We start from the raw sequence: 25,319 nt of genomic DNA, 5'->3' as shown, positions 1-25,319 counted from the left end.
GGCTGGCCACGCGCTACGCCTCGAGAGAGGGGCACGGGCACGAACAGCGGATGAGATGGGCTACGCGGCAGAGACGGCGGACAGGCTACCGCGCCCGGCAGGACTACGTGCCGGGAAGAGAGGTGAGGCGAGGTGCCTCGGCGCCACGGGACTACAGCGGCGGGCGGCTAGCTTAAGGCGTTTCAGGCAAGTAACTGATTTTCATTAATTTTTATTCTTTTCTGCATGTTTCCGCGCTGTGACAACAGATCGCTAGACCGCTCTGGAATGGGTGTTTTCCAGGCGGTGCATTGGCATGGAGAGAGGAAGCCACCGCTGCAGCCCGCGTGAAGACTTCAGTGTTTTGTTGAGTTTTTTTACCTGTAAGCGCAAGAAAAAAATCATTTAACTCACGCAAGACCTGGCGCACTCTGCGGATTCACTGTCCACGCCCGAGCCCCCGTCATGAACCAGCCGCTGACCGTCACCCCGCCCGTCGCCGCCCAGCTCAACCTGCGCGCCCACTGGATGCCCTTCACCGCCAATCGCGCCTTCCAGAAAGACCCGCGCATCGTGGTGGCCGCCGAGGGCAGTTGGTTGACCGACGACCAGGGCCGGCGCATCTATGACAGCCTCTCCGGCCTCTGGACCTGCGGCGCCGGGCACTCGCGCAAGGAGATCCAGGAGGCCGTGGCGCGCCAACTGGGCACCCTCGACTACTCGCCGGGCTTCCAGTACGGTCATCCGCTGTCCTTCCAACTGGCCGAGAAGATGGCCGAACTGACTCCGGCCGGTCTCGATCATGTCTTCTTCACCGGTTCGGGCTCCGAGAGCGCTGATACCTCGGTCAAGCTGGCCCGCGCCTACTGGCGCATCAAGGGCCAGCCGGCCAAGACCAAGCTGATCGGCCGCGCCCGTGGCTACCACGGCGTCAACATCGCCGGCACCAGCCTGGGTGGCATCGGCGGCAACCGGAAGCTGTACGGCTCCTTCATGGACGTCGACCACCTGCCGCACACCCTGCAACCGGGCCTGGCCTTTACCAAAGGCATGGCCGAGACCGGCGGCGTCGAGCTGGCCAACGAGCTGCTCAAGCTGATCGAGCTGCACGATGCCTCCAACATCGCCGCGGTCATCGTCGAGCCCATGTCCGGTTCGGCCGGGGTGATCGTGCCGCCGGTGGGCTATCTGCAGCGCCTGCGCGAGATCTGCACCCAGCACGACATCCTGCTGATCTTCGACGAGGTCATCACCGCCTTCGGCCGCATGGGTCGCCACACCGGTGCCGAATTCTTCGGCGTGACGCCGGATATCATGAACGTGGCCAAGCAGGTCACCAACGGTGCCGTGCCCCTGGGCGCGGTGATCGCCAGCAGCGCCATCTACGACACCTTCATGAACCAGGCCACGCCCGAGCACATGGTGGAATTCCCCCATGGCTACACCTACTCGGCGCATCCGGTCGCCTGCGCCGCGGGCCTGGCGGCGCTGGAACTGCTGGAGCGGGAAAACCTGGTGCAGCAGGCCGCCGAGCTGGCGCCGAAATTCGAAGCCTCGCTACATGGCCTCAAGGGAGCCAAGCACGTGGTGGACATCCGCAACTGCGGCCTGTCCGGCGCCCTCCAGCTCGCCCCGCGCGATGGCGATGCGGTGATCCGTCCCTTCGAGGCCGGCATCGCCCTATGGAAGGCCGGTTTCTATGTCCGCTTTGGCGGTGACACCCTGCAATTTGGGCCCACCTTCAACGCCAAGATCGAGGACCTGGACCGCGTCTTCGCCGCCGTCGGCGATGTCCTGAACCGCCTCGACTGATCCCCTCTCCGGCGCTCCCACCGCGGAGCGCCTGCCTCTCGTACAAGGAGTCCCTTCATGAGCCTCAAGCATCTCATCGGCGGCCAACTGGTCGACGGTGGCAGCCGCCGTGCACCGGTCTACAACCCCTCCACCGGCGCGGTGATCCGCGAAGTGCCCCTGGCCGATGCCGCCACCCTGCAGCAGGCCATCGACGCCGCCCAGGCGGCCTATCCGGCCTGGCGCAACACCCCGCCGGCCAAGCGCGCCCAGGTGCTGTTCCGCTTCAAGCAACTGCTGGAAAGCAACGAAGCACGCCTGGTCCAGCTGATCAGCGAAGAGCACGGCAAGACCCTGGAAGATGCCGCCGGCGAACTGCGCCGTGGTATCGAAAATGTCGAATACGCCACCGCCGCGCCCGAATTGCTCAAGGGCGAATACAACCGCAACGCCGGCCCCAGCATCGACACCTGGTCCGACTTCCAGCCCCTGGGCGTGGTCGCTGGCATCACCCCCTTCAACTTCCCGGCCATGGTGCCACTGTGGATGTATCCGTTGGCCATCGCCTGCGGCAACACCTTCATCCTCAAGCCCAGCGAGCGCGATCCCAGCTCCACCCTGGCCATCGCCCAGCTGTTCGAGGAAGCCGGCCTGCCCAAGGGCGTGCTCAACGTGGTGCATGGCGATAAGGAAGCCGTCGATGGCCTGCTCGACGCCCCCGAGGTCAAGGCGCTGAGCTTCGTCGGCTCCACTCCCATCGCCGAATACATCTATGCCCGCGGCACCGCCAAGGGCAAGCGCGTCCAGGCCCTGGGCGGCGCCAAGAACCATGCGGTGGTCATGCCCGACGCCGACCTCGGCAACACCGTCAATGCGCTGATGGGCGCCGCCTACGGCTCCTGCGGCGAGCGCTGCATGGCCATCTCGGTGGCGGTCTGCGTCGGTGACCAGGTCGCCGATGCCCTGATCGCCCGGCTGGTGCCGGAGATCGAGAAGCTCAAGGTCGGTCCCGGCACCCAATGTGGCCTGGACATGGGCCCGCTGGTCACCGGCGCGCACTTGGACAAGGTCACCGGCTACGTCGCTGACGGCGAAGCTGCCGGTGCCAAGCTAGTGGTGGACGGTCGCAGCCTCAAGGTCGCCGATCATGAAGAAGGCTTCTTCCTCGGCGGCTGCCTGTTCGACCAGGTCACTCCGGAGATGCGCATCTACAAGGAAGAGATATTCGGCCCGGTGCTCTGCGTGGTGCGGGTCAAGAGCCTGGAAGAGGGCATCGCCCTGATCAACGCCCACGAATACGGCAACGGCACCTGCATCTTCACCCGCGACGGCGAAGCGGCACGGCTGTTCGCCGACCAGATCGAGGTGGGCATGGTCGGCATCAACGTACCCCTGCCGGTGCCGGTGGCCTATCACAGCTTCGGCGGCTGGAAACGCTCGCTGTTCGGCGACCTCCACGCCTATGGCCCGGACGGCGTGCGCTTCTACACCCGCCGCAAGACCATCACCCAGCGCTGGCCGCAACGCGAAAGCCACGAAGCTTCGCAGTTCGCCTTCCCCAGCAACGGCTGAACGCCGAAAAGCCCATTCCTTGGCCTGCCGCACAGCAGGTGGGCCAGGGAAGGCCTAATCCTTTTTCAGCTAAGAGGGATCAAAGCTGCCCGCGCTTAATATAAGTGACAAATAGTCGTAACAGACTGCTTTGATGCGGTCTTTTACTGATTACTGCTTTTTATAATTTCTTTCATTATGTCTTCAGGAGCCAAATCCCAATCGATTGAGATTTTTGTTTCATCCCACCATATGTAAATAACAAGAAGGCAATATGCGCATCTTTTTGATTCATAAGGGCCGATAGGTATTCTTGATTTATGTGAGGATGCGTTTCGGAATCTGATTAATTCGGTTAATGCAGTCAGGACTCGAGCTGGAAATAAGCTTTTTACTTGTTCAGGCTTTCCGTATTTATCAATTTTTTCGATAATATGCTTGTTCATTGCTTGTTGTTTTGTTACTAGTTGTCTGGTGGCCTCCAAGGCTGCTAAGCCCTTATCCTCGCTTTCTGAGATCGCTTTTTTTATGATTTCGTAAAGTGTGCTAATGTCTGGCTGTGGTTCACTTTTATGCTTAAAAAGCAGATTTGCTCTCCTTTGTATTTCGTCAAGTAATTGCCCTAAAGTAAGGCCTTTGTGAAGCTGTTCCCTGTATAGTGTTTCAAAAATCTGAGTGAGTACATCCTCGCCTGCAAGTCCTAATGCGGATACACAATCTACGTAATCACTATTTCTATAGTTGGTAATGGATTTTTCTATAAGAGGATAAAGATGAGGCTGCCTTATCGAAAAGGGATAGCTTAGCTCCAAGATATCAAAATAAGGTTCAAGTACTTCTTCCTCAGGAGAGAAGGTTGGTATTATGGTCTGATCAGTTATTTTTCCGATCAATACAAGAAACTTTGATAGCGCTTTCAGTGGTGCACTTTCAAATGCAACTATGGATATTTTTCCACTATCTCTTGGGCTGGCGGAAGAAATAAAACACCCGCATTTATGTTTGCATAAATTTTTGTCAAAAATGGCTGGGGTAAAACCCTCGAATAAAATGTTTTCTTTAAAATGGTCATATGCTTCTTTGTATGAGTTTTTTATTTTATTTAGGTCTATTAGATCCAGTACGAGGTTAAGTGTTTCACTTATATCAGACATGGATTCCGGCTCTTCGATGGCAAAGCCATCCTGCTCGGCTAAGCTAGAAAACATTGCCAAATAAAATGTCATGGTTTTGTGGATGGCGAACTGGCAAGTTTCTTTTAAGTCTTCGGTTATTTTTATCGTTTTGGTTCTCTTGCCACTTTTTATCGACAGGCTGCCTTTTTTAAATTCGGTGCTGATGTCTTTCCAGATTGCTTCTGAAATATCTGGATTTTCAACCCAACTTGCTTCCAGTTTCCATAGGCCGGAAGAGAATGGATTATTCAAGTATCCTTTAAACTTCCTTAAATCTGGTATATTTTTGGTATCGTTGGCAAAGTGTCTGGCGAAGCGAAAGCTATGGAAGGTGCTGTTTTTTTGTAAGGATGTGCGATCAAGTTCCATTAAATATGGCTTCCTTTAGGTAGAGTAATAGTTATGTTTTCAACCATGAAACAGCTTTTTGAGAACGGTGTCTCCTCTTTTTTTTAATTATCTAGCATGCGTTGGGCGTTTAGTCGGACTTTTACTGGTCGTGAGCAGCATATCGAGCTGCACCCGCCAGACCGCCCAGGACATCGCCCAGCAATTCGGCAAGACCAAGCCCAGCGAATTCCTGCAGACCAGCTCCGACCGCCTGGCCACCCTCGCCATGCAGGCCAATCTGCAGAGCCTCTATCTGCTGATGAACAAGCTCTATCTGCGCAACCCGGCCGAGTGGAAAAAGACCGGCCTGCCGGACGCCGCTAGCGCCGAGCGCCAGATCCGCACGGCTATCGAACAGCGTCGCAGCCTGTCGGCCCTGGGTGGCCGCAAGGACGTGGCGGCCCTGAGCTTCGTCCTGGGTGACGACTACCACGGCGACCGGGTCGGCGCCTTCATCTACGCCATTGGCAGCATGATCATCGCCGCCCATGGCAATCGCACCGAGTTCTATATCACCGACGTGGTGGATGCGCGCTTCGTCAACAATGCTGCGCGCAACATCGAGAAGGCCACCTGGCTGCTCAACCAGCGCAAGAATGCCGCCGGCGAGCCGCTGCTGTTCGCCAACGAGATCTCGGAGGAGGGCAGCAACCTCAGCTTCGCCACCGAGTTCGGCAAGATCGTCGCCCGCCTGGATCTGCTCGCCCAGTTGCTGGACGAGCGCTACCGGCGCATCGGCGTCAACTACGCCCAGAGCCTGCTGTTCATCAACTTCCTGCCGGTGCAGTAGCGCGTTCGGTAGCGTGCGCCTTAGAGCCTGTTCAAAATCTGCTGCGCGTCGGCCAAACCGCGTTGAAAATGGCCTGGGTCGCCAGCCCGGTCGGAATGCTCATTTACCACTCGTAAACTCCGCTTCCTCAGCTATTTTCGCGGGGCCGCCTAGGCCTTGTTTGGCTCTAGCTCGCGAGATTTTGAACAGGCTCTTAGAGTCGACGGACCTCGATAACCATAACAAGGGGTTCCTTCATGGTCGCGGCACTGCGCATCGCCCTCATCGGCGCCGGCAACATGGGGCGTCAGCATCTCCATCATCTACGAAAGGTGCCGACGGCCCAGCTGTGCGCCCTGGCCGATCCCGATCCAGCGACGGATGAGCTGGCCGCGCACTGGGCGGTACCGTCCTTCCGCGATCATCGCCAACTGCTCGACAGGGTGCGACCCGAGGCGGTGATCGTCGCCAATCCCAACGCCCTGCATGTCGCCACCGCCCTGGATTGCCTGGAACGGGGCATCCCGGTGCTGCTGGAGAAACCCGTGGGGACCACGCCGGTGGAGGTAGCCCAACTCTTGGCAGCACAACGTGCCAGTCAGGTGCCCCTGCTGGTGGGCCACCACCGCCGGCACAATCCGCTGATCGCTCGGGCGCTTGAGCTACTGCGTGAGGGGGCCATCGGCCGGCTGGTTACCGTGACCGCCCTCTGGCAATTGCAGAAGCCCGATGCCTATTTCGCCAGTGCCTGGCGGCGCGAAGCCGGGGCTGGAATGCTGCTCACCAATCTGATCCACGATCTCGACCTGCTACGCCATCTCTGCGGCGAGGTGCGGAAGGTCCAGGCCTTCACCGACAACGCCCTACGCGGCTATGCCAATGCCGACAGCGCCGTGATCAATCTGCAATTCGAGAATGGCGCCCTGGGTAGCCTGACCGCCAGCGACGGGGCGGCGGCGCCTTGGAGCTGGGAGCTCACCAGTGGCGAGAATCCGGTCTATCCGCGCTAGTCCGATCAGCCCTGCTATCTGTTCGCAGGTACCGAAGGCGCCCTGAGCGTGCCGCAGTTGCGACTCTGGCGCTATGCCGAACCGGGCGCCGGTTGGCACCAGCCCTTGGTGTCGCAGAGCCAGGTGCCGGCCACCGATGAAGCCCTGCGTCGACAACTGGAGCACTTCGTGCGCGTCGCGCGGGGAGATGAAGCACCGCTGGTGAGCGCCGCGGATGCGGCTCGCACCCTGGCGCTGGTGGCGGCCGTCGAGCGCGCCGCGGCAAGCGGCACCGCTCAGCAGCCGAACGTGTCTTTGGACTAATCGCTTTATAGCGGCTTGGTCAGTTCCTTGGCCCGGTCGTAGGCCTTGGAGAAGCCCTTGAGCGACAGGCTTTCGCTGGCGGTCTCGCCATTGGCGACCGGAGTGGTCACGGTCAGGCGGCTGCCGCGCTGCAGCTGCTTGAAGGCCTCACCGACGAATTCCACCGGCACCACGCAGCCCTGCGGGATGCAGGTCTGGAAGGGACGACTCTCCAGGCTGCGCTTGTCGATCTGCAGCGAGATCGGCTTGGTCACGGCCACGCCGAAGGGCAGGACGAGAATACCGTCCACCCCGTCGCGATTGGGCCGCAGCTCGGTGACCAGCATGCGCTGGCCCTTGGGGCTGTCCTTTTGCTGGGTGATGGAGCACAGCTGCACGGAGCGCTCCGCGGTACGGGCGATGTGGCAGACCATCTGCCAGTCACCGTACTTTTCCGAAACCGAAGGCTGTGGCGGCTGCTGCTGGGCTGGCGGTGCCGACTGGGCGAAGGCCTGGCCGGCGAGCAGCAGCGGCGCGATAAAGAGGGCCGGGCGGAGAAACCGTCGAGACATGAAAGATCCTTGGCGAGGCAATAGAGGCCCAAGGGTAGGGCATAGCTCCGCCAGCGAACACCCCGCCGTGACGATCAGACCTTCTTGACGAACTCCGACTTGAGCTTCATCGCGCCGATGCCGTCGATCTTGCAATCGATGTCGTGGTCGCCATCGACCAGGCGGATGTTCTTCACCTTGGTACCGACCTTGACCACCAGCGACGAGCCCTTGACCTTGAGATCCTTGATCACGCTGACCGTATCGCCGTCCTGCAGGGTGTTGCCCACGGCATCGCGGATCACCTTGGTTTCGTCGGCGGCACCAGCCTCACCCGGCGTCCATTCATGGGCACACTCCGGGCAGATCAGCTGGGCGCCGTCCGCGTAGGTGTATTCGGAAGCGCATTGGGGGCAGGGCGGCAGAGCGGTCATGGTCGGGCACCTAGGCGGAAAAGCCGCGCAGTATATAGGGTTTTATCCCCGGTGGGGTGTGCCCGGGTCAGGCCGCGAATTCGACCTCGATCACGGTGCCCTGGTCACCGCTGAACAACGCCTCGCCCCCCAGTTGCTCGGCCAGGCTATTGATGATCTTGAAGCCCAGGCGCTGGCTGGTGCGCGGATTGAAATGCCGGGGCATGCCACGACCGTTGTCGGCAATCCGCAGCAGCAGACGCTGGGTATCGACCCGTTCCAGGCTGATGCTGATCAGACCACGCTGATCGCCATCGAAGGCGTGCTTGAGCGAGTTGGTCACCACCTCCGCCACCAGCATCGACAGGGTGGTCAGGCGCGGCAGATCGAAGTTCACCGGTTCGGCGCTGATGGTGCAGGACACGTTGCTCAGCCCCGTGGCATCCAGCAGATCGCTGGTCAGCAGGTGCAGGTGATGGGCTACCGGTTGATCGGCGTCGGCTGGATCGTGCAGGCGGCGGTGGATGCGCGAGATGCTTTCCAGGCGCGAGCGGGCTTCCTCCAGCGCTCGCGAGGCTTCGCTATCACCCGGCAGTTTGAGTTGCTGCAGCATGAGTAAGGAGGCGATGAATTGGATATTGTTGGCGACCCGGTGCTGCAGCTCCTGGAACATCGTCGTCTGCTGTTGATAGAGGCCGTGGATCACCTGCTGCTCGGCCCGCAGGCGAGCACTCGCCATATGCATGTAGTGGATCAGTACGATGTCCACGCTGACGATGAACACATAGAGGAGCATCGCCAGCATGCCTTGCCCATTGATCACGAACGACGACTGCGCCGGAATGAAGAAATACCAGGCCGCCAGTCCCGAGAGGATAGCGCAGAGGATGCCGGCACCGGTTCCGCAAAAGAAGGTGGTGAGGATGACTGCGGGAAAGAAGGTCAGGTAGGGAAAACCCTGGGAGAGGAAGTCATCCAGGGCGAAGCGCGCCAGCAGGGCCAGGACGAATGCCAGCATGGCGAGGCCATAGGCGAGCTTTTCCCGAGCTCTAATGGCGCTGCTGACATCGCTGATCCAATGGCGGCGGGATGACGGATTCAAGGCGCTAACCTGCTGGGTAGAGGGCGGCGGCGGAAGCTTAGCGCAAAGCCGCCTCGCTTGGGCGGATTGCAGCCTTATTGGTGACTTTGCCGGTTTCGACGGCGCTTTTGATGCAGGCCCTGGGCGGCGGTCACCTCAGCCGCGGATTTCTAGCAGAGGCGCTGTGAAAATCTTGTATAGGTGGGAGTCTGGTCTACGGGGTCGTGCGGAACTGCTCGTCACGGCCTGATTCGAGACAGAGTGACTCGGCTGCGGTGCCGTTTGGGTCGCGGTGGCGAAAGCTCATCTGCTGGACGGGGCGTCCCAAAGGATCTCGCGATTGGACACCGGCGCCTGGGTACCCGCGGCGTGGAGATCACCGCTCGCGGATTAAGCGGCTTGCGCTCCGAAGAGCCGCCGCTCACTGCTAAGGCTTGCCGCCACGCGTCTGAGAAAGGACAGAGGGTTGTCGATCCTTTAGTCGGAAGGCATTGCCGACCCATGCAAAAAAGCCCGTAGCAGTTACCCGCTACGGGCTTTTTCAGATTTTGGCTCCGCGACCTGGACTCGAACCAGGGACCCAATGATTAACAGTCATTTGCTCTACCGACTGAGCTATCGCGGAACAACGGGGCGTATCTTACTGATAGATAACGGGAAGTCAAGCCTTGGCGGCACCGAAAAAGCGTGCCGCCGAAAGCACCACCTTAGCCTTTCAATACCGCAGCGATGGCCTGGATGGTCGACGGCAGATTGCGCTCATTCAGCGCGGCCACGCAGATGCGACCGGTGCTGACCGCATAGATGCCGAAGTCGGTCTTCAGCCGCTCGACCTGCTCGGCGGTGAGGCCGGAGTAGGAGAACATGCCGCGCTGGGCGTTGACGAAGGCGAAGTCGCGGGTGGCGCCGGCCGCGGCCAGGCCTTCCACCAGGGCATTGCGCATGGTGCGGATTCGCTGGCGCATCTCGCCCAACTCGGTTTCCCACAGGGCGCGCAGCTCGGGATTGCTCAACACCGTGGCGACGATGGTGGCGCCATGGGTCGGCGGGTTGGAATAGTTGGTGCGGATCACCCGCTTGACCTGCGACAGCACCCGCGCGCTTTCCTCGCGGCTCTCGCTGACCAGGGTCAGGGCGCCCACGCGCTCGCCGTACAGCGAGAACGACTTGGAAAAGGAACTGGAGACCAGGAAGGTCAGGCCGGAGTCGGCGAACAGACGCACGGCTTGGGCATCTTCCTCGATGCCGTCGCCAAAGCCCTGGTAGGCGATGTCGAGGAAGGGCACCAGGTTGCGCGCCTTGACCACGTCCAGCACGGCCTGCCAGTCGGCCGGCTGCAGGTCCACCCCGGTGGGGTTGTGGCAGCAGGCGTGCAGCACCACCACCGAGCGCTCCGGCAGCGCCTTGAGGTCGGCCAGGAAGCCTTCGCGATTCAGGCCATTGCTGGCGGCGTCATAGTAGCGATAGGTCTGCACGGGAAAGCCGGCACCCTCGAACAGGGCGCGGTGGTTTTCCCAGCTCGGATCGCTGATGGCGACCACGGCCTCGGGCAGCAGGCGCTTGAGGAAATCGGCACCTATCTTCAGCGCGCCGGTACCGCCGACGGCCTGTACCGTAACGGCGCGGCCTTCCCGCACCAGGCTCGACTCGGCACCGAACAGCAGGTGCTGCACGGCCTGGTCGTAGGCGGCGATGCCTTCGATGGGCAGATAGCCACGCGGTGCCTGGGCCGCCACGCGCTGCTTCTCGGCCTCGGCCACGGCGCGCAGCAGTGGAATGCGGCCCTGCTCGTCGTAATACACCCCCACGCCCAGGTTGACCTTGTGCGGACGGGCATCGGCGTTATAGGCCTCGTTCAGGCCAAGGATGGGGTCGCGGGGTGCCATTTCGACGGCGGAGAACAAACTCATGGGGCAGGGGCTCGAATGAGAGGTGAAGGGAAGGGCGGAACGCTAAGAAATCAGGAGTATAGCCCCCTGCAAGCGCCATCGCGACTCGACCTCAGTCGAGATTTCCTGACGGTTGGCGCTGGCCGAACATTGCAAAGGGGCGCTTGCGGCCTCATCTAAGGCGTTCCAGCATTCCCTCATCCGCCTTGCCCGACCTCGCGTCGCGGCGATGACGTTCCTGCATTACCGTGCTACTGAGGCAGCCATGTCCGCATTCCAACTCTCCACCCGCTACACCCCGGCGGGCGACCAGCCCGAAGCCATTCGCCAGATGGTGGAAGGCCTGGAGGCGGGTCTGTCGCACCAGACCCTGCTCGGCGTGACCGGCTCGGGCAAGACCTTCAGCATCGCCAACGTCATCGCCCAGGTGCAACGCCCGACCATGGTGCTGGCGCCGAACAAGACCCTGGCCGCCCAGCTCTACGGCGAATTCAAGGCCTTCTTCCCGAACAACTCGGTGGAGTACTTCGTTTCCTACTACGACTACTACCAGCCGGAAGCCTATGTGCCCTCGTCGGACACCTTCATCGAGAAGGACTCGTCCATCAACGACCACATCGAGCAGATGCGCCTGTCCGCCACCAAGGCGCTGCTGGAGCGCAAGGACGCCATCATCGTTGCCTCGGTATCGTCCATCTACGGCCTGGGCAGTCCCGAAGCCTATCTGAAGATGGTCCTGCACCTGGACCGCGGTGATCGCATCGACCAGCGCACCATCCTGCGCCGGCTGGCCGAGCTGCAATACAGCCGCAACGACATGGAATTCGCCCGCGCCACCTTCCGAGTGCGCGGCGACGTCATCGACATCTTCCCGGCGGAATCCGATCTGGAAGCCGTGCGTGTCGAGTTGTTCGACGACGAGGTGGAGAGCCTGTCGGCCTTCGATCCCCTCACCGGCGAGGTGATCCGCAAGTTGCCGCGCTTCACCTTCTATCCCAAGACCCACTACGCCACGCCGCGCGAGACCCTGTTGGGTGCCATCGAGAACATCAAGTTGGAACTTGCCGACCGGCTCGAATGGTTGCGCAGCCAGAATCGGCTGCTCGAAGCCCAGCGCCTGGAACAGCGCACCCGCTTCGACCTGGAGATGATCCTCGAGCTGGGCTACTGCAACGGTATCGAGAACTACAGTCGCTATCTGTCCGGGCGTGGTCCGGGTGAGCCGCCGCCGACCCTCTACGACTATCTGCCGAGTAACGCCCTGCTGGTGATCGACGAATCCCACGTCACCGTTCCGCAGATCGGCGCCATGTTCAAGGGCGACCGCTCGCGCAAGGAAACCCTGGTGGAATACGGCTTCCGCCTGCCCTCGGCGCTGGACAACCGGCCGCTCAAGTTCGAGGAGTGGGAAGCCGGTGCGCCCCAGACCATCTTCGTCTCGGCCACCCCGGGGCCCTATGAGGAAGAGCATGCCGGCCGCGTCATCGAACAGGTGGTGCGCCCCACCGGCCTGGTCGATCCGATCATCGAGATCCGTCCGGCCACCACCCAGGTGGACGACCTGCTCTCCGAAATCCGCCTGCGCGTGGCCCAGGAGGAGCGGGTGCTCTGTACCACCCTGACCAAGCGCATGGCCGAGGACCTCACCGACTACCTCGCCGATCACGACGTGCGAGTGCGCTATCTGCACTCGGACATCGATACCGTAGAGCGGGTGGAAATCATCCGCGACCTGCGCCTGGGTACCTTCGACGTCCTGGTGGGCATCAACCTCTTGCGCGAAGGCCTCGACATGCCCGAAGTCTCCCTGGTCGCCGTGCTCGACGCCGACAAGGAAGGCTTCCTGCGCTCCGAACGCTCGCTGATCCAGACCATCGGCCGGGCGGCGCGTAACCTCAATGGCAAGGCCATCCTCTACGCCGACAGCATCACCGGCTCCATGCAGCGCGCCATCGACGAGACCGAGCGTCGCCGCAACAAGCAGTTGGCCTTCAACGAAGAGCACGGCATCGTGCCCCAGGGCATCAAGAAGGACATCCGCGACATCATGGAAGGCGCCGCGGCCCCGGGTGCCAAGGGCAAGCGTCGTGCCGCCAAGGTGGCCGAAGAGCAGGGCGAGTACGCCGCCGAGCTGCGCTCTCCCAGCGAGATCGGCAAGCGTATCCGCCAACTCGAAGAGAAGATGCTGCAACTGGCGCGCGACCTGCAATTCGAGTCCGCCGCCCAGCTGCGTGACGAGATCCAGGCCTTGCGCGAGCGCCTCGTCCAAGTCTGAGGTCGTGGGCCAACTGGCAGCGCCGACCCCGGCGCTGCTACCATTCCGCCTTTGCAGCCTCCCGTGTCTTCAGGAAAGCCGATGACCACCGTTCGCACGCGCATCGCGCCGTCGCCCACTGGCGACCCGCATGTCGGTACCGCCTATATCGCCCTGTTCAACCTCTGCTTTGCCCGCCAGCACGGCGGTCAGTTCATCCTGCGCATCGAGGATACCGACCAGGTCCGCTCGACCCGCGAATCCGAGCAGCAGATCTACGACGCCCTGCGCTGGTTGGGCATCGAGTGGGATGAGGGCCCGGACGTCGGCGGTCCCCATGGCCCCTATCGGCAGAGCGAACGCGGCGAAATCTACTGGAAATACGCCCTGGAGCTGGTGGAGAAGGGCCATGCCTTCTACTGCTTCGCCACGCCGGAAGAACTCGACCAGATGCGTGCCGAGCAGCAGGCGCGGGGCGAGACCCCGCGCTATGACGGTCGCGGTCTGCGTCTGACCCAAGAGGAGGTGCAGCAGCGCCTGGACGCCGGTCAGCCCTACGTCATCCGCATGAAGGTGCCGGAGGAGGGCGTCTGCGTCGTGCCCGATCTGCTGCGTGGCGATGTCGAGATCCCCTGGGATCGCATGGACATGCAGGTGCTGATGAAGGCCGACGGCTTGCCCACCTACTTCCTGGCCAACGTGGTCGACGACCACCTGATGGGCATCACCCACGTCCTGCGCGGCGAAGAGTGGCTGCCCTCGGCGCCCAAGCTGATCAAGCTCTACGAGTACTTCGGCTGGGAGCAGCCGCAGCTGTGCTACATGCCGCTGCTGCGCAACCCGGACAAGAGCAAGCTCTCCAAGCGCAAGAACCCCACCTCGGTGACCTTCTACCAGCGCATGGGCTACCTGCCCGAGGCCATGCTCAACTACCTCGGCCGCATGGGCTGGTCCATGCCCGACGAGCGCGAGAAATTCACCCTGGCCGAGATGATCGAGCATTTCGACCTGCAGCGCGTGTCCCTGGGCGGCCCCATCTTCGACGTGGAGAAGCTCTCCTGGCTCAACGGCCAGTGGCTGCGCGAACTCAGCCCCGAGCGCTTCGCCGCCGAGGTGCAGCAGTGGGCGCTCAATCCCGAGTACCTGCTCAGGATCGCGCCTCTGGTCCAGCAGCGCGTCGAGACCTTCAGCCAGATCGCCCCGCTGGCCGGCTTCTTCTTCAGCGGTGCCCTGAACCTGGATCCGGCGCTGTTCCAGCACAAGAAGCTGTCCGCCGACCAGGTGCGGTTGGTCATGCAGTTGCTGCTGTGGAAGCTCGAAGCCCTGCGCCAGTGGGACAAGGAGCGCATCACCGCGGTGATCCAGACCGTTGCCGAGCACCAGCAGCTCAAGCTGCGGGATGTCATGCCGCTGCTGTTCGCCGCCATCACCGGTCAGGCCAGCTCGGTCTCGGTGCTCGACGCCATGGAAATCCTCGGTCCGGACCTCACCCGCTTCCGCCTGCGCCAGGCGGTCGAACTGCTGGGTGCGCCCTCCAAGAAAGAAACCAAGGAGTGGGAAAAGCTGCTGGCCGAACTCGGCTGACACCTTCCCGGCCGACCCCGCGCGCGGGGTCGGCGCCTTTTCCCCATGCCAGGATGGCCGTATGACTTCCGCTTCTCCGCAACGCCATACCCTGCTGGAAGACGTCCAGGCGCTCCTCAGCGCGACGCTGATGATCGCCCTGGCGATCAATCTCTATCGTCACGCCGAGTTGCTCACCGGCGGCACGGCCGGCCTCGCGTTCCTCGCCCAGTACGGCACCCGGCTGTCCTTCGGCCAGGCTTTCTTCCTCATCAATCTGCCGTTCTATTGGCTGGCGGTGAAGCGCCTGGGTTGGGCTTTCACCCTGCGTACCCTGGCGGCGGTGACCCTGGTCTCGCTGTTCACCGAGCTGACGCCCAGGCTGGTGACCTTCCAGACCCTGCAGCCCCTCTATGCCGCGGTGATCGGTGGCGTGTTGATGGGCGTCGGCTTGCTGATCCTGTTTCGCCACCGGGCCAGTCTCGGCGGCATCAACATCGCCGTGCTCTACCTGCAGGATCGCTACGGCTGGCGGGCAGGCAAGATCCAGATGGGCATCGATTGCCTGATCGTCCTGCTGGCGCTGTTCGTCGTCGAACCGGGGGCGATCCTAACCTCCATTCTCGGTGCCGTGATCCTCAATCTGACCCTGGCGATCAACCATCGCCCCGGTCGCTACAGCGCCATTAGCTAGGGGCTTTCCGTCGCGCCGGTGCAACTTCGATTGGTCCGCGACCCGCCTTGGCTTTAAGATGGCGCCCATTTTCGGCAGCTACGGTTGTCGTCATTGCAAGTTGAAGAGGTCTTCATGAGCTGCGATTTCCTGGCACAAGCCCTTCCCGGCGTACAGAAACTCTCGCCCTACGTGCCCGGCAAGCCCGTCGATGAACTGGCCCGCGAGTTGGGCATCGCGCCCGCCAGTATCGTCAAGCTCGCCAGCAACGAGAATCCGCTCGGTCCCAGTGCCAAGGCGCTCGAGGCCATCCGCGCCGAGCTGGCCGAGTTGACCCGCTATCCCGACGGCAATGCCTTCGACCTCAAGCAGGCCCTCAGCCAGCGTTTCGGCGTGGCCCCCAGCGGCATCACCCTGGGCAACGGCTCCAACGACATCCTCGAACTGGTCGCCCGTGCCTACCTGGCACCCGGCTACAACGCCGTGTTCAGCGAGCATGCCTTCGCCGTCTATCCGTTGGTGACCCTGGCCATCGGTGCCGAGGGGCGTAGCGTTCCGGCCAAGGACTACGGTCACGATCTCGAGGCCATGCTCGCCGCCATCGACGCCGATACCCGGGTGGTCTTCGTCGCCAACCCCAACAACCCTACCGGCACCTGGTTCGACAGCGAGGCCCTGGCGCGCTTCCTCGCCCGCGTTCCCGAGCACGTCCTAGTGGTACTGGACGAGGCCTACATCGAATACGCCGAAGGCGATGAGCTGCCTGATGGCCTGGCTTTCCTCGCGCAGTACCCGAACCTGATCGTGTCGCGGACCTTCTCCAAGGCCTACGGCCTGGCCGCCCTGCGGGTGGGCTACGCCTTCTCCTCGCCGACCGTGGCCGACGTCCTCAACCGCGTACGCCAGCCATTCAACGTCAACAGCCTGGCCCAGGCCGCCGCCTGCGCTGCGCTGGCCGACAGCGACTACCTGGCCCGTAGCCGTGCCCTCAACGACGCCGGCATGGCCCAGTTGGAAGCCGGTTTCCGCGAACTGGACCTGCAGTGGATTCCCTCGCGCGGCAATTTCATCGCCGTCGACCTGGGTCGCGATGCCGCGCCGATCAACCAGGGGCTGCTGCAGGAAGGCGTCATCGTGCGCCCCGTGGCCGGCTATGGCATGCCGACCTTCCTGCGCGTTTCCATCGGTACCGAAGCCGAGAATGCGCGCTTCCTGGCGGCGCTGACGAAGGTGCTGGATCGTGGCTGAGATGGCCACTCCACTTATCGAGCGTCTCGTCGTCGTCGGCCTGGGTCTGATCGGCGGCTCCTTTGCCAAGGGTGCCCGCGCCAGTGGCCTTTGCCGTGAGGTGGTAGGGGTCGACCGTGATCCGGAAACCCGGCGCCTGGCCGTGGAGCTGGGAGTGGTCGACCGTTGCGTCGCCGAGCTGGCCGAGGCCTGTCCGGGCGCCGACGTCATCCAGCTCGCCGTGCCCATCCTGGCCATGGAGTGGGTACTGGCGGAGCTGGCAGAACTCCCCTTGGGCGGCGCCATCCTCACCGACGTCGGCAGTGCCAAGGGCAACGTGGTACGCGCCGCGCGCCGTGCCTTCGCCGGTCAGTCGCTGCGCTTCGTACCCGGGCATCCCATCGCCGGCTCCGAACGCAGTGGGGTCACGGCAGCCAATGCGGCCCTGTTCAATCGCCACAAGGTCATTCTTACCCCGCTGGAAGAGACCCTTCCTGCCGATCTAGACAAGGTCGATCGCCTCTGGCGGGCCATTGGCGCCGATGTCGAGCACATGACCGTCGAGCACCATGATCAGGTTCTCGCCGCCACCAGCCACCTGCCGCACCTGCTGGCCTTCAATCTGGTGGACTCCCTGGCCAAGCGCAGCGAGAACCGTGAAATCTTCCACTATGCCGCCGGTGGTTTCCGCGACTTCACCCGCATCGCCGGCAGCGATCCGACCATGTGGCACGATATCTTCATCGCCAATCGCGAAGCTGTACTGCAGGCCCTGGATACCTATCGCGCCGATCTCGACGAGCTGCGTGGCGCCATCCAGGCCGGCGATGGTCAGTTCCTCATGGAGGTGCTGACCCATGCGCGCGGTGCACGTGAATATTTCGGGCGCATCCTCGCCAGCCGTACCCAGGCCGGCGCCCAGGTCGTCGCCAATCAATCCCTTACGGAGGGGCACTCATGAGCAGTACCGCACCCGTCATCACCCTCGATGGCCCCGGCGGTTCGGGGAAGGGCACCCTCGCGGCGCTGGTCGCCCGTCAGCTCGGCTGGAATCTGCTGGATTCCGGTGCGCTCTATCGCCTGCTGGCCTTCGCCGCCCGCAACCACGGGGTCGACTACACCAACGAGGAATCGCTCAAGCTGCTGGCCGCCCATCTGGACGTCCAGTTCCTCGCCGGTCATGAGCACGGCCAGCGCATCATTCTCGAAGGCGAGGACGTCACCGATGTCATCCGCACCGAGGAAGTCGGGGCCGGCGCCTCGCAGGTCGCCACCCTGCCGGTCGTACGCGACGCCCTGTTGCAGCGCCAGCAGGCCTTCCGCGAAGCCCCCGGCCTGGTGGCCGACGGTCGCGATATGGGCACCGTGGTGTTTCCGGACGCCGAGCTGAAGATCTTTCTGACCGCCGGTGCCGAGGAAAGGGCGCAGAGACGCTATCTTCAGTTGAAGCAGAAGGGCGAAAATGTTAGCTTGCCTGCCCTCCTGGAAGAGATCCGTGAGCGGGACGCCCGCGATAGTCAGCGTAGCGTCGCTCCGCTCAAGCCCGCCGACGATGCCGTCGTGCTGGATTCCACGCATCTCTCCATACAACAGGTATTGGAACGCATCCTGACCTTGGCCGCTGAGCGCGACCTGGCGGGATGAAGGCCGAGACTCATCCGAGTCGTCGGTGAAAGCTGCCGGGAACCAGTCGCATCCCGGTAGCCGGATGGTAACCACTCACCCCGCATGGGCTGGTCATGCGGTAGCCGGATACATCGGGTATCCATACAACAGGTATAAACATGAGCGAAAGCTTCGCAGAACTCTTTGAAGAAAGTCTGAAATCCCTCGACATGCAACCGGGTGCCATCATCACGGGTACCGTGGTGTCCATCGATGGTGACTGGGTTGTGGTCGACACCGGCCTGAAATCCGAAGGCCTGGTTCCGCTCGAGCAGTTCTACAACGAACAAGGCGAGCTGACCATCAACGTGGGCGACGAAGTCCACGTGGCCCTGGATGCCGTTGAAGACGGTTTCGGCGAAACCAAAGTGTCTCGCGAAAAGGCCAAGCGCGCCGAGTCCTGGCTGGTCCTGGAAGCAGCGTTCAGCGCCGACGAAGTGGTCAAGGGTGTCATCAACGGCAAGGTCAAGGGCGGTTTCACCGTCGACGTCAGCGGTATCCGCGCGTTCCTGCCGGGCTCCCTGGTCGATGTCCGTCCGGTGCGTGATACCACTCACCTGGAAGGCAAGGAACTCGAGTTCAAGGTCATCAAGCTGGACCAGAAGCGCAACAACGTTGTCGTTTCCCGTCGTAGCGTCCTGGAAGCCGAGAACAGCGCCGAGCGTGAAGCTCTGCTGGAATCCCTGCAGGAAGGCCAGCAAGTCAAGGGTATCGTTAAGAACCTCACCGACTACGGTGCGTTCGTCGACCTGGGCGGCGTAGACGGCCTGCTGCACATCACCGATATGGCCTGGAAGCGCATCAAGCATCCGTCGGAAATCGTCAACGTCGGCGACGAGATCGACGTCAAGGTGCTGAAGTTCGACCGCGAGCGCAACCGCGTCTCCCTGGGTCTGAAGCAGCTGGGCGAAGATCCGTGGGTCGCCATCAAGGCCCGTTACCCGGAAGGCACCCGCGTTCAGGCGCGCGTCACCAACCTCACCGACTACGGCTGCTTCGCCGAGCTGGAAGAGGGTGTGGAAGGTCTGGTGCACGTGTCCGAAATGGATTGGACCAACAAGAACATCCACCCGTCCAAGGTCGTTCAGGTCGGCGACGAAGTGGAAGTCATGGTCCTGGATATCGACGAAGAGCGTCGTCGTATCTCCCTGGGCATCAAGCAGTGCCGTGCCAACCCGTGGGAAGAGTTCTCGGGTCAGTTCAACAAGGGCGACCGCATCTCCGGCACCATCAAGTCGATCACCGATTTCGGTATCTTCATTGGTCTGGAAGGCGGCATCGACGGCCTGGTACACCTGTCCGACATCTCCTGGAACGAAACCGGCGAAGAAGCCGTGCGTCGCTTCAAGAAGGGTGACGAGCTGGACACCGTGATCCTGTCGGTCGACCCCGAGCGCGAGCGCATCTCCCTGGGTATCAAGCAGCTGGAAGACGATCCGTTCTCCAACTACGCCTCCCTGAACGAGAAAGGCACCATCGTGCGCGGTACCGTCAAGGAAGTCGATGCCAAGGGCGCTGTCATCAGCCTGGGCAACGAGATCGAAGGCGTCCTGAAGGCGTCCGAAATCAGCCGTGATCGCGTCGAAGACGCCCGTAACGTGCTGAAGGAAGGCGACGAAGTCGAAGCCAAGATCATCAGCATCGATCGCAAGAGCCGCGTGATCAGCCTCTCCGTCAAGTCCAAGGACGTCGACGACGAGAAGGAAGCCATGAGCTCCCTGCGTAGCAAGCAAGAGCCTGCTGCTGGCCCCACCACCATCGGCGACCTGATCAAGGCGCAGATGGAAAGCCAGAACTAAGTTCGAGCTTGAAGAAAGGCGACCCTCCGGGGTCGCTTTTTTTTTGCCTGCGAAAAACACGGCTGATCGTTACGAAGCGCAAAAAGTTGGCAGGGGCAAAAGCCGCTGGCTTGACTTTTCAAAAATCGGCCAGCGTGCTAAAAGTTCTCAGAGGTGATCTAGCCGCTTGATAACGAAGGAAAAATCCATGACCAAGTCGGAGTTGATCGAGCGCATCGTTTCCTACCAGGGGCAGTTGTCGTCCAGGGACGTCGAGCTGGCGATCAAGACCATGCTGGAGCAAATGGCTCAGGCACTCTCCACGGGTGATCGCATCGAAATCAGGGGGTTCGGCAGTTTCTCCCTGCACTATCGCGCCCCACGTACCGGCCGCAATCCCAAGACCGGCGAGTCGGTCCTGCTGGATGGAAAGTTCGTGCCGCATTTCAAGCCAGGTAAAGAGTTAAGAGACAGGGTGAACGAGCTGGAGTCATAAAGCCGGCGCGGTCCCGGGTAGCTCTTTGTCGAAGCCTTCCAAGTTACTGATTTTATTGGCAATCAGATTTTTCCTTCAGTCGTCAAAAAAGCGTTTCCGCTTAGATTCATATCGGAATTTTGACGTTTACAAAAAAAGTCAAGTCTTTTCCATATTTTTGTAGACGAGTTCCGAATTTTGTATGAGACTTCGCTCACATAAGGTCTTGGGTGACCTAGTAGTCCACTCCGAGTGAGGAAGTTGTCATGCGCCACTATCTTTTCATCTGGATCGGTATCGCCGCCTGCTTCACCAGCATGCAACTCGGTCACCCCTTCCTCGCCGTCGCCGCTCTGGCCGGCAGCTGGTTGGTTGCGCTTTTCCTGCAGCCCGCCCAGCGCATCGAGAGTTTTTCCCGCCACTATATCGCTCAGCCGGTAGCCCACATGCAGGCTGCGGAAGTGCCGGTGGTCGCCAAGACCCTGTAACACCCAGCATCCGTTTCCGGCCCATCAGCCTCTGGCTGATGGGCTTTTTTATGCTCGCTGTTTTTGCATCGCTAGGCCCTTGCAGGGCAATGTCTTACCATGGGCGCCCCTTGGCGGACTGGATTGGCGCACGGCATTGATGGAACGCAAGATTCTGGTGACGGGAGCGGGTGGATTCGTGGGCACAGCCCTGGTCAGGCATTTGCGTGACAGGGGCTGCCCGGTGGTTGCAGTCTACCGCCAGCTCTTGGATTCGACGCTCCGGAGCGGGCCTACTACGTTCATGCGCGAGCTGTCCGTCGATACCGACTGGTCCCAGCCTTTGTCAGGCGTGGATACCGTCATCCATCTTGCTGCTCGGGTGCATCAGCTGGGTGAGGTCCCAGGCGTCGCCAGCGAAAGACGCTACGATGAGGTGAATCGAGCAGCGACCCTCAAGCTGGCGCAGGATGCGGTGGCTGCAGGTGTCCGTCGCTTCATCTTCGTCAGCAGTATCAAGGTGAATGGCGACTGGACCCTTCCAGGACACCCATTTCGCGCCGACGATCAGCCACGGCCTTCCGATGCCTATGCCCGCTCCAAGGCGGCAGCCGAGCAGCAGCTATTGGCGCTCATGGCCGAGACCGGGCTGGAAGTGGTCATCGTTCGCCCGCCGCTGATCTATGGTCCCGGGGTGAAGGCCAATGTGGCCAAGTTGCTGGATACCCTGGTTCGCGGTGTACCTCTACCGCTCGGTGGTGTCAGGCATAACCGCCGTAGCCTGCTGGCCGTGGAAAATCTGCTCGACCTCCTCACCTTGTGCATCGAGGCGCCTCAGGCGGCCGGTGCCACCTTGCTGGTCAGTGACGACGAAGATGTTTCCACCGCCGAATTACTCGAGCTGCTGGGGGAGGGGCTGGGCAAGAGAGCCAGACTGGTCCCCATTCCCGTCAGTTGGCTTGAAGGGTGTGCACGTCTGCTGGGGCGTGCCGAGGTGGCTCAGCGACTCTGTGGTTCGTTGCAGGTCGACATCCAGCCCACCAAGAGCCTGTTGGGATGGCAGCCGCCGGTATCGGCCCGCACTGCATTGCGGGCGCTAGGCGCGCAGCGGGCGCGTGTGGGGAGCTCGGCATGATGCTCGTGTTGCTGGTCGCTGCGCTGTGCGGCAGCTGGCTGGGCACGGCGGCGCTGCGCCGTTATGCTCTGTCTGGTGGTCTGCTCGACCAGCCCAATGCGCGCAGTTCGCATCAGGTGCCGACGCCCCGCGGGGGCGGACTGGCCTTCGTCGTGGTGTTCCTGCTCGGTTGCCTCGCACTGCAAGAGCTGGGGCTGCTCGGAGCGTCTGCCTGTGGCGTACTGGTAGGGGCGGGATTGTTGGTGGCAATCCTGGGCTTCGTTGACGATCACCGCCATGTCGGTGCCGGCTGGCGGCTGCTCGGTCATTTCGTGGCGGCTCTGGTAGCGCTACTAGGGTTGGGTGGCTATGGCGTGCTGCCCACCGTCCTGGCCGGTATGACCGGACTACCCGCATGGCTGGTTCTGCTGGTGGGTGCCTTGTATCTGGTCTGGCTGCTGAATCTCTACAATTTCATGGATGGCATCGATGGTATCGCGGCGATCGAGGCCTTGACCGCCTGCCTGGGCATGGCGCTGATCTACGCAGTGGTGGGCCATACAGCTCTGTTGGGCGCGCCGTTGCTCTTGGCTGCGGCCGTCGGTGGTTTCCTACTCTGGAATTTCCCGCCAGCGCGAATCTTCATGGGTGACGTGGGGAGTGGGTTTTTGGGGTTGATCCTGGGCATCCTGTCTTTGCAGGCGGCCATGGTTCAGCTGTCACTGTTCTGGGCCTGGCTGATCCTTCTGGCGGTCTTCGTCGTGGACGCGACCTGGACCTTGCTGCGGCGGCTGAGCCGCGGCAAGAAGCCCTACGAAGCCCATCGCACCCATGCCTACCAATGGGCATCACGCCGGCATAGGGCGCATCGTCCAGTGACCCTGGCAGTGTTGTTAATCAATACTTGTTGGCTGTTACCTATCGCATTGCTGGTGGGGGCCGGGCGTTTAAGTGCCATACTAGGCTTGATACTCGCTTATGGGCCCTTGCTCTGTCTGGCCCTTCGATACAATGCTGGGACCGATGAGACAGCCGTGGCTGCGCAGTCCGGTGGACTCGGGGATTAGGGACGCTGATATGTTGCGTGACCATCTGGTCAAGCTGAACCGACGTACGAAGAGGGTCATCCAGGTCGCAGTGGATCTGATGCTCATCTGGATCTCGCTGTGGCTGGCGTTCTATCTGCGACTTGGTTCGATGCAGATGATCGAGCCGTTCAGTGGGCACGCCTGGTTGTTCCTCACCGCGCCGGCCATCGCCATTCCTTTGTTCATTCGCTTCGGAATGTACCGCGCGGTGATGCGCTATCTCGGCAACGACGCCCTGATAGCCATCGCCAAGGCGGTCACCCTGTCGACGCTGCTGTTGTCCGTGGTCATCTACTGGTATCGAGATCTACCGGAGATCGTGCCGCGCTCGATGATCTTCAATTACTGGATCGTCAGCCTGATCCTGATTGGTGGGCTACGCCTGGCCTTGCGTCAGTACTTTCTGGGCGATTGGTATCGCGCCATCACGGTGCCCTTCATCAAGCAACCGGACGAGCTGCCGCGTGTCGCCATCTATGGCGCAGGGTCCGCCGGCAACCAATTGGTCGCGGCCCTGCGCATGGGGCGGGCCATGCGTCCGGTCGCCTTCATCGATGACGACAAGAGCATTGCCAACCGCATCATCGCCGGTCTCAAGGTCTATACCCCCAAGCACATCCAGCAGATGATCGACGAAAGCGGTGCCGAGGAGATTCTCCTGGCCATCCCCTCTGCGACTCGGTCGCGCCGTCGTGAGGTGCTGAGTCTGCTGGAGCCTTACCCGCTACATGTCAGGACCGTACCGCGAATCAGTGATCTGGCCTGTGGCAAGGTGCAGGTCGATGATCTTCAAGAAGTGGACATCGCCGACCTGCTGGGGCGCGATCCGGTCGCTCCCCGGCCTGAGCTGTTCGCTCGCTGCATTACCCAGCAGGTGGTGATGGTGACAGGGGCGGGGGGATCCATCGGCTCCGAGCTGTGCCGACAGATCATCGGCCAGAAGCCTCGTACGCTGATCCTGCTGGATCATGCCGAATTCAACCTCTATAGCATCCATCGCGAGCTCGATGCCTACATCGATCGCGAAGCCCTGCCGGTCACCCTGGTACCCGTCCTGGGCTCCATCCGCAACGCTCCGCTGCTTCTGCAGGTGATGCGTCACTGGAAGGTCACCACTCTCTACCACGCAGCGGCCTATAAGCATGTACCCATGGTCGAGCATAATATCGCCGAGGGTTTTGGCAATAACGTGCTGGGGACGCTCAACGCGGCCCAGGCGGCCATCCAGGCCGGCGTGAGCAGTTTCGTGCTGATTTCCACTGACAAGGCGGTGCGCCCTACCAACATCATGGGTAGTACCAAGCGCTTGGCCGAGATGATCCTGCAGGCACTCAGTCGCGAGGCGGCGCCGGTGCTGCACGGGCAGGCCGACGGCATCCACCAGGTCAATCGAACCCGTTTCACCATGGTGAGATTCGGCAACGTGCTGGGCTCGTCCGGCTCGGTCATTCCCTTGTTTCGTACCCAGATCCGCAAGGGTGGGCCGGTCACCGTCACTCATCCCAAGATCACCCGTTTCTTCATGACCATCACCGAAGCGGCGCAGCTGGTCATCCAGGCCGGGGCGATGGGCGAGGGGGGGGACGTCTTCGTACTGGACATGGGCGAGCCGGTGCGGATCGTCGAGCTGGCCGAGCAGATGATCAAGCTGTCGGGGCTCAGCGTGCGTTCGCCGAGCAATCCCCATGGCGATGTGGCCATCGAATTCACCGGCTTGCGTCCGGGTGAAAAGCTTTACGAAGAACTGCTCATCGGTGACGACGTCAGTCCCACCTCTCATCCCAAGATCATGCGTGCCAGCGAAGACTTCCTCGCCTGGGACGCCTTCCGACTCGCCCTCGTCGAGTTGAGCAGGTCGATCGAAGCGGGAGATTATGTCCGGGTTCGCCAGTTGCTGCGCGACACCGTGGCCGGCTATACCCCCGAAGGCGACATCGTCGACTGGCTGCACGGTAAAAGATCAATCGAGTGATGCCGTGCAGCTTTTGCACGCCCTGGATTTGAAGCCGAGCACAGAAGCGGCAGCCTCCCGCTATTACGCTGAACTTTCCTTTTCTGCGACTGTTTAACTCAGGTCTTTGGGCGTATGGCTTTGGCCGACGTCCCAGGCCAGGGATGGCTGCGCCGTCCTCCG

General features: G+C 61.7%; 19 protein-coding genes, 1 tRNA gene and 2 pseudogenes. 16 read left to right on the top strand and 6 right to left on the bottom strand.

Annotated features, from left to right (window positions below; genetic code table 11):
- Positions 1-444 precede the first annotated feature (444 nt).
- Positions 445-1,791, top strand: coding sequence for an aspartate aminotransferase family protein (locus CCZ28_RS08030; RefSeq protein ID WP_140217358.1), 1,347 nt, complete (start codon positions 445-447; stop codon positions 1,789-1,791).
- Positions 1,792-1,848: 57 nt separating this feature from the next.
- A complete protein-coding gene (locus CCZ28_RS08025) occupies positions 1,849-3,342 on the top strand; it encodes a CoA-acylating methylmalonate-semialdehyde dehydrogenase (protein ID WP_140217357.1) in 1,494 nt (497 codons plus the stop codon).
- A gap of 143 nt (positions 3,343-3,485) precedes the next feature.
- On the opposite strand, the gene CCZ28_RS08020 is transcribed toward CCZ28_RS08025, so the two are convergent.
- The gene (locus CCZ28_RS08020) at positions 3,486-4,865 is read right to left on the bottom strand and encodes a hypothetical protein (RefSeq protein WP_140217356.1); all 1,380 of its coding nucleotides are present in this window, start codon (positions 4,863-4,865) and stop codon (positions 3,486-3,488) included.
- 67 nt (positions 4,866-4,932) lie between these two features.
- Here CCZ28_RS08020 and CCZ28_RS08015 point away from each other — a divergent pair, with 67 nt between their 5' ends.
- Positions 4,933-5,676 (top strand): hypothetical protein, encoded by a 744-nt coding sequence (locus CCZ28_RS08015; protein WP_140217355.1) that lies wholly within the window; start codon positions 4,933-4,935, stop codon positions 5,674-5,676.
- Between the two features lie 236 nt (positions 5,677-5,912).
- Positions 5,913-6,968, top strand: a pseudogene (locus CCZ28_RS08010) (Gfo/Idh/MocA family protein).
- 5 nt (positions 6,969-6,973) lie between these two features.
- Here CCZ28_RS08010 and CCZ28_RS08005 read toward each other — a convergent pair.
- The 5 genes from CCZ28_RS08005 to CCZ28_RS07985 all read right to left on the bottom strand — a co-directional run bounded on the left by CCZ28_RS08005 (position 6,974) and on the right by CCZ28_RS07985 (position 10,902).
- On the bottom strand, positions 6,974-7,519 hold the full coding sequence (locus CCZ28_RS08005; protein ID WP_140217354.1) for an invasion associated locus B family protein: 546 nt from the start codon (positions 7,517-7,519) through the stop codon (positions 6,974-6,976).
- 74 nt (positions 7,520-7,593) lie between these two features.
- Positions 7,594-7,932 (bottom strand): zinc ribbon domain-containing protein YjdM, encoded by a 339-nt coding sequence (locus CCZ28_RS08000; RefSeq protein WP_140217353.1) that lies wholly within the window; start codon positions 7,930-7,932, stop codon positions 7,594-7,596.
- Between the two features lie 67 nt (positions 7,933-7,999).
- Positions 8,000-9,013: a sensor histidine kinase gene (locus CCZ28_RS07995; RefSeq protein WP_140217352.1), complete on the bottom strand. Its 1,014-nt coding sequence runs from the start codon at positions 9,011-9,013 to the stop codon at positions 8,000-8,002.
- A 528-nt stretch (positions 9,014-9,541) separates the two neighbouring features.
- Positions 9,542-9,617: transfer RNA gene (locus CCZ28_RS07990), tRNA-Asn, on the bottom strand.
- 82 nt (positions 9,618-9,699) lie between these two features.
- Positions 9,700-10,902, bottom strand: a complete 1,203-nt coding sequence (locus tag CCZ28_RS07985; protein ID WP_140217351.1) for an amino acid aminotransferase — start codon at positions 10,900-10,902, stop codon at positions 9,700-9,702.
- Between the two features lie 244 nt (positions 10,903-11,146).
- Between CCZ28_RS07985 and uvrB the strand changes: the two genes are divergently transcribed.
- From uvrB to CCZ28_RS07925, 12 genes and pseudogenes are all read left to right on the top strand, one after another.
- Positions 11,147-13,156: an excinuclease ABC subunit UvrB gene (gene uvrB / locus CCZ28_RS07980; RefSeq protein WP_058773022.1), complete on the top strand. Its 2,010-nt coding sequence runs from the start codon at positions 11,147-11,149 to the stop codon at positions 13,154-13,156.
- Between the two features lie 81 nt (positions 13,157-13,237).
- Complete coding sequence (gene gltX, locus CCZ28_RS07975; protein ID WP_140217350.1) at positions 13,238-14,719, top strand: glutamate--tRNA ligase; 1,482 nt, start codon at positions 13,238-13,240, stop codon at positions 14,717-14,719.
- 61 nt (positions 14,720-14,780) lie between these two features.
- Positions 14,781-15,392 carry a YitT family protein gene (locus CCZ28_RS07970; RefSeq protein ID WP_058761303.1) on the top strand — a complete coding sequence of 204 codons (612 nt, stop codon included), beginning with the start codon at positions 14,781-14,783 and terminating at the stop codon, positions 15,390-15,392.
- Between the two features lie 114 nt (positions 15,393-15,506).
- On the top strand, positions 15,507-16,619 hold the full coding sequence (gene hisC / locus CCZ28_RS07965) for a histidinol-phosphate transaminase (RefSeq protein WP_140217349.1): 1,113 nt from the start codon (positions 15,507-15,509) through the stop codon (positions 16,617-16,619).
- 1 nt (position 16,620) lies between these two features.
- A pseudogene (locus tag CCZ28_RS07960) lies at positions 16,621-17,508 on the top strand (prephenate dehydrogenase/arogenate dehydrogenase family protein); the annotation flags it as partial.
- A 47-nt stretch (positions 17,509-17,555) separates the two neighbouring features.
- Positions 17,556-18,242, top strand: coding sequence for a (d)CMP kinase (gene cmk / locus CCZ28_RS07955; RefSeq protein WP_058761300.1), 687 nt, complete (start codon positions 17,556-17,558; stop codon positions 18,240-18,242).
- A gap of 140 nt (positions 18,243-18,382) precedes the next feature.
- Positions 18,383-20,062: a 30S ribosomal protein S1 gene (gene rpsA / locus CCZ28_RS07950; RefSeq protein WP_058761299.1), complete on the top strand. Its 1,680-nt coding sequence runs from the start codon at positions 18,383-18,385 to the stop codon at positions 20,060-20,062.
- Positions 20,063-20,249: 187 nt separating this feature from the next.
- The gene (gene ihfB, locus CCZ28_RS07945; protein WP_140217347.1) at positions 20,250-20,537 is read left to right on the top strand and encodes an integration host factor subunit beta; all 288 of its coding nucleotides are present in this window, start codon (positions 20,250-20,252) and stop codon (positions 20,535-20,537) included.
- A 245-nt stretch (positions 20,538-20,782) separates the two neighbouring features.
- Entirely contained in the window at positions 20,783-21,004 is a 222-nt protein-coding gene (locus tag CCZ28_RS07940; protein WP_140217346.1) for a hypothetical protein, read from the top strand.
- Between the two features lie 139 nt (positions 21,005-21,143).
- Positions 21,144-22,118: an NAD-dependent epimerase/dehydratase family protein gene (locus CCZ28_RS07935; RefSeq protein ID WP_140217345.1), complete on the top strand. Its 975-nt coding sequence runs from the start codon at positions 21,144-21,146 to the stop codon at positions 22,116-22,118.
- Entirely contained in the window at positions 22,118-23,164 is a 1,047-nt protein-coding gene (locus CCZ28_RS07930) for an MraY family glycosyltransferase (protein ID WP_167509291.1), read from the top strand. The genes CCZ28_RS07935 and CCZ28_RS07930 overlap by 1 nt, the downstream gene beginning before the upstream one ends.
- 10 nt (positions 23,165-23,174) lie before the next feature.
- On the top strand, positions 23,175-25,157 hold the full coding sequence (locus CCZ28_RS07925) for a polysaccharide biosynthesis protein (protein WP_140217343.1): 1,983 nt from the start codon (positions 23,175-23,177) through the stop codon (positions 25,155-25,157).
- The last annotated feature ends 162 nt before the right edge of the window (positions 25,158-25,319 follow it).

This window comes from Pseudomonas oryzihabitans (assembly GCF_006384975.1).
Taxonomy (GTDB): domain Bacteria; phylum Pseudomonadota; class Gammaproteobacteria; order Pseudomonadales; family Pseudomonadaceae; genus Chryseomonas; species Chryseomonas psychrotolerans_B.
Note: the sequence above shows the minus strand (reverse complement) of the source record. Positions and strands in the feature narration are given on the sequence as shown.

What these genes read in the sequence shown, in the direction of transcription:
- CCZ28_RS08030 (WP_140217358.1), top strand. Translation starts at nt 445, where the DNA reads ATGAACCAGCCGCTGACCGTCACCCCGCCCGTCGCCGCCCAGCTCAAC.
- CCZ28_RS08025 (WP_140217357.1), top strand. Translation starts at nt 1,849, where the DNA reads ATGAGCCTCAAGCATCTCATCGGCGGCCAACTGGTCGACGGTGGCAGC.
- CCZ28_RS08020 (WP_140217356.1), bottom strand. Translation starts at nt 4,865, where the DNA reads ATGGAACTTGATCGCACATCCTTACAAAAAAACAGCACCTTCCATAGC.
- CCZ28_RS08005 (WP_140217354.1), bottom strand. Translation starts at nt 7,519, where the DNA reads ATGTCTCGACGGTTTCTCCGCCCGGCCCTCTTTATCGCGCCGCTGCTG.
- CCZ28_RS08000 (WP_140217353.1), bottom strand. Translation starts at nt 7,932, where the DNA reads ATGACCGCTCTGCCGCCCTGCCCCCAATGCGCTTCCGAATACACCTAC.
- CCZ28_RS07985 (WP_140217351.1), bottom strand. Translation starts at nt 10,902, where the DNA reads ATGAGTTTGTTCTCCGCCGTCGAAATGGCACCCCGCGACCCCATCCTT.
- uvrB (WP_058773022.1), top strand. Translation starts at nt 11,147, where the DNA reads ATGTCCGCATTCCAACTCTCCACCCGCTACACCCCGGCGGGCGACCAG.
- gltX (WP_140217350.1), top strand. Translation starts at nt 13,238, where the DNA reads ATGACCACCGTTCGCACGCGCATCGCGCCGTCGCCCACTGGCGACCCG.
- CCZ28_RS07970 (WP_058761303.1), top strand. Translation starts at nt 14,781, where the DNA reads ATGACTTCCGCTTCTCCGCAACGCCATACCCTGCTGGAAGACGTCCAG.
- hisC (WP_140217349.1), top strand. Translation starts at nt 15,507, where the DNA reads ATGAGCTGCGATTTCCTGGCACAAGCCCTTCCCGGCGTACAGAAACTC.
- cmk (WP_058761300.1), top strand. Translation starts at nt 17,556, where the DNA reads ATGAGCAGTACCGCACCCGTCATCACCCTCGATGGCCCCGGCGGTTCG.
- rpsA (WP_058761299.1), top strand. Translation starts at nt 18,383, where the DNA reads ATGAGCGAAAGCTTCGCAGAACTCTTTGAAGAAAGTCTGAAATCCCTC.
- ihfB (WP_140217347.1), top strand. Translation starts at nt 20,250, where the DNA reads ATGACCAAGTCGGAGTTGATCGAGCGCATCGTTTCCTACCAGGGGCAG.
- CCZ28_RS07940 (WP_140217346.1), top strand. Translation starts at nt 20,783, where the DNA reads ATGCGCCACTATCTTTTCATCTGGATCGGTATCGCCGCCTGCTTCACC.
- CCZ28_RS07935 (WP_140217345.1), top strand. Translation starts at nt 21,144, where the DNA reads ATGGAACGCAAGATTCTGGTGACGGGAGCGGGTGGATTCGTGGGCACA.
- CCZ28_RS07930 (WP_167509291.1), top strand. Translation starts at nt 22,118, where the DNA reads ATGCTCGTGTTGCTGGTCGCTGCGCTGTGCGGCAGCTGGCTGGGCACG.
- CCZ28_RS07925 (WP_140217343.1), top strand. Translation starts at nt 23,175, where the DNA reads ATGTTGCGTGACCATCTGGTCAAGCTGAACCGACGTACGAAGAGGGTC.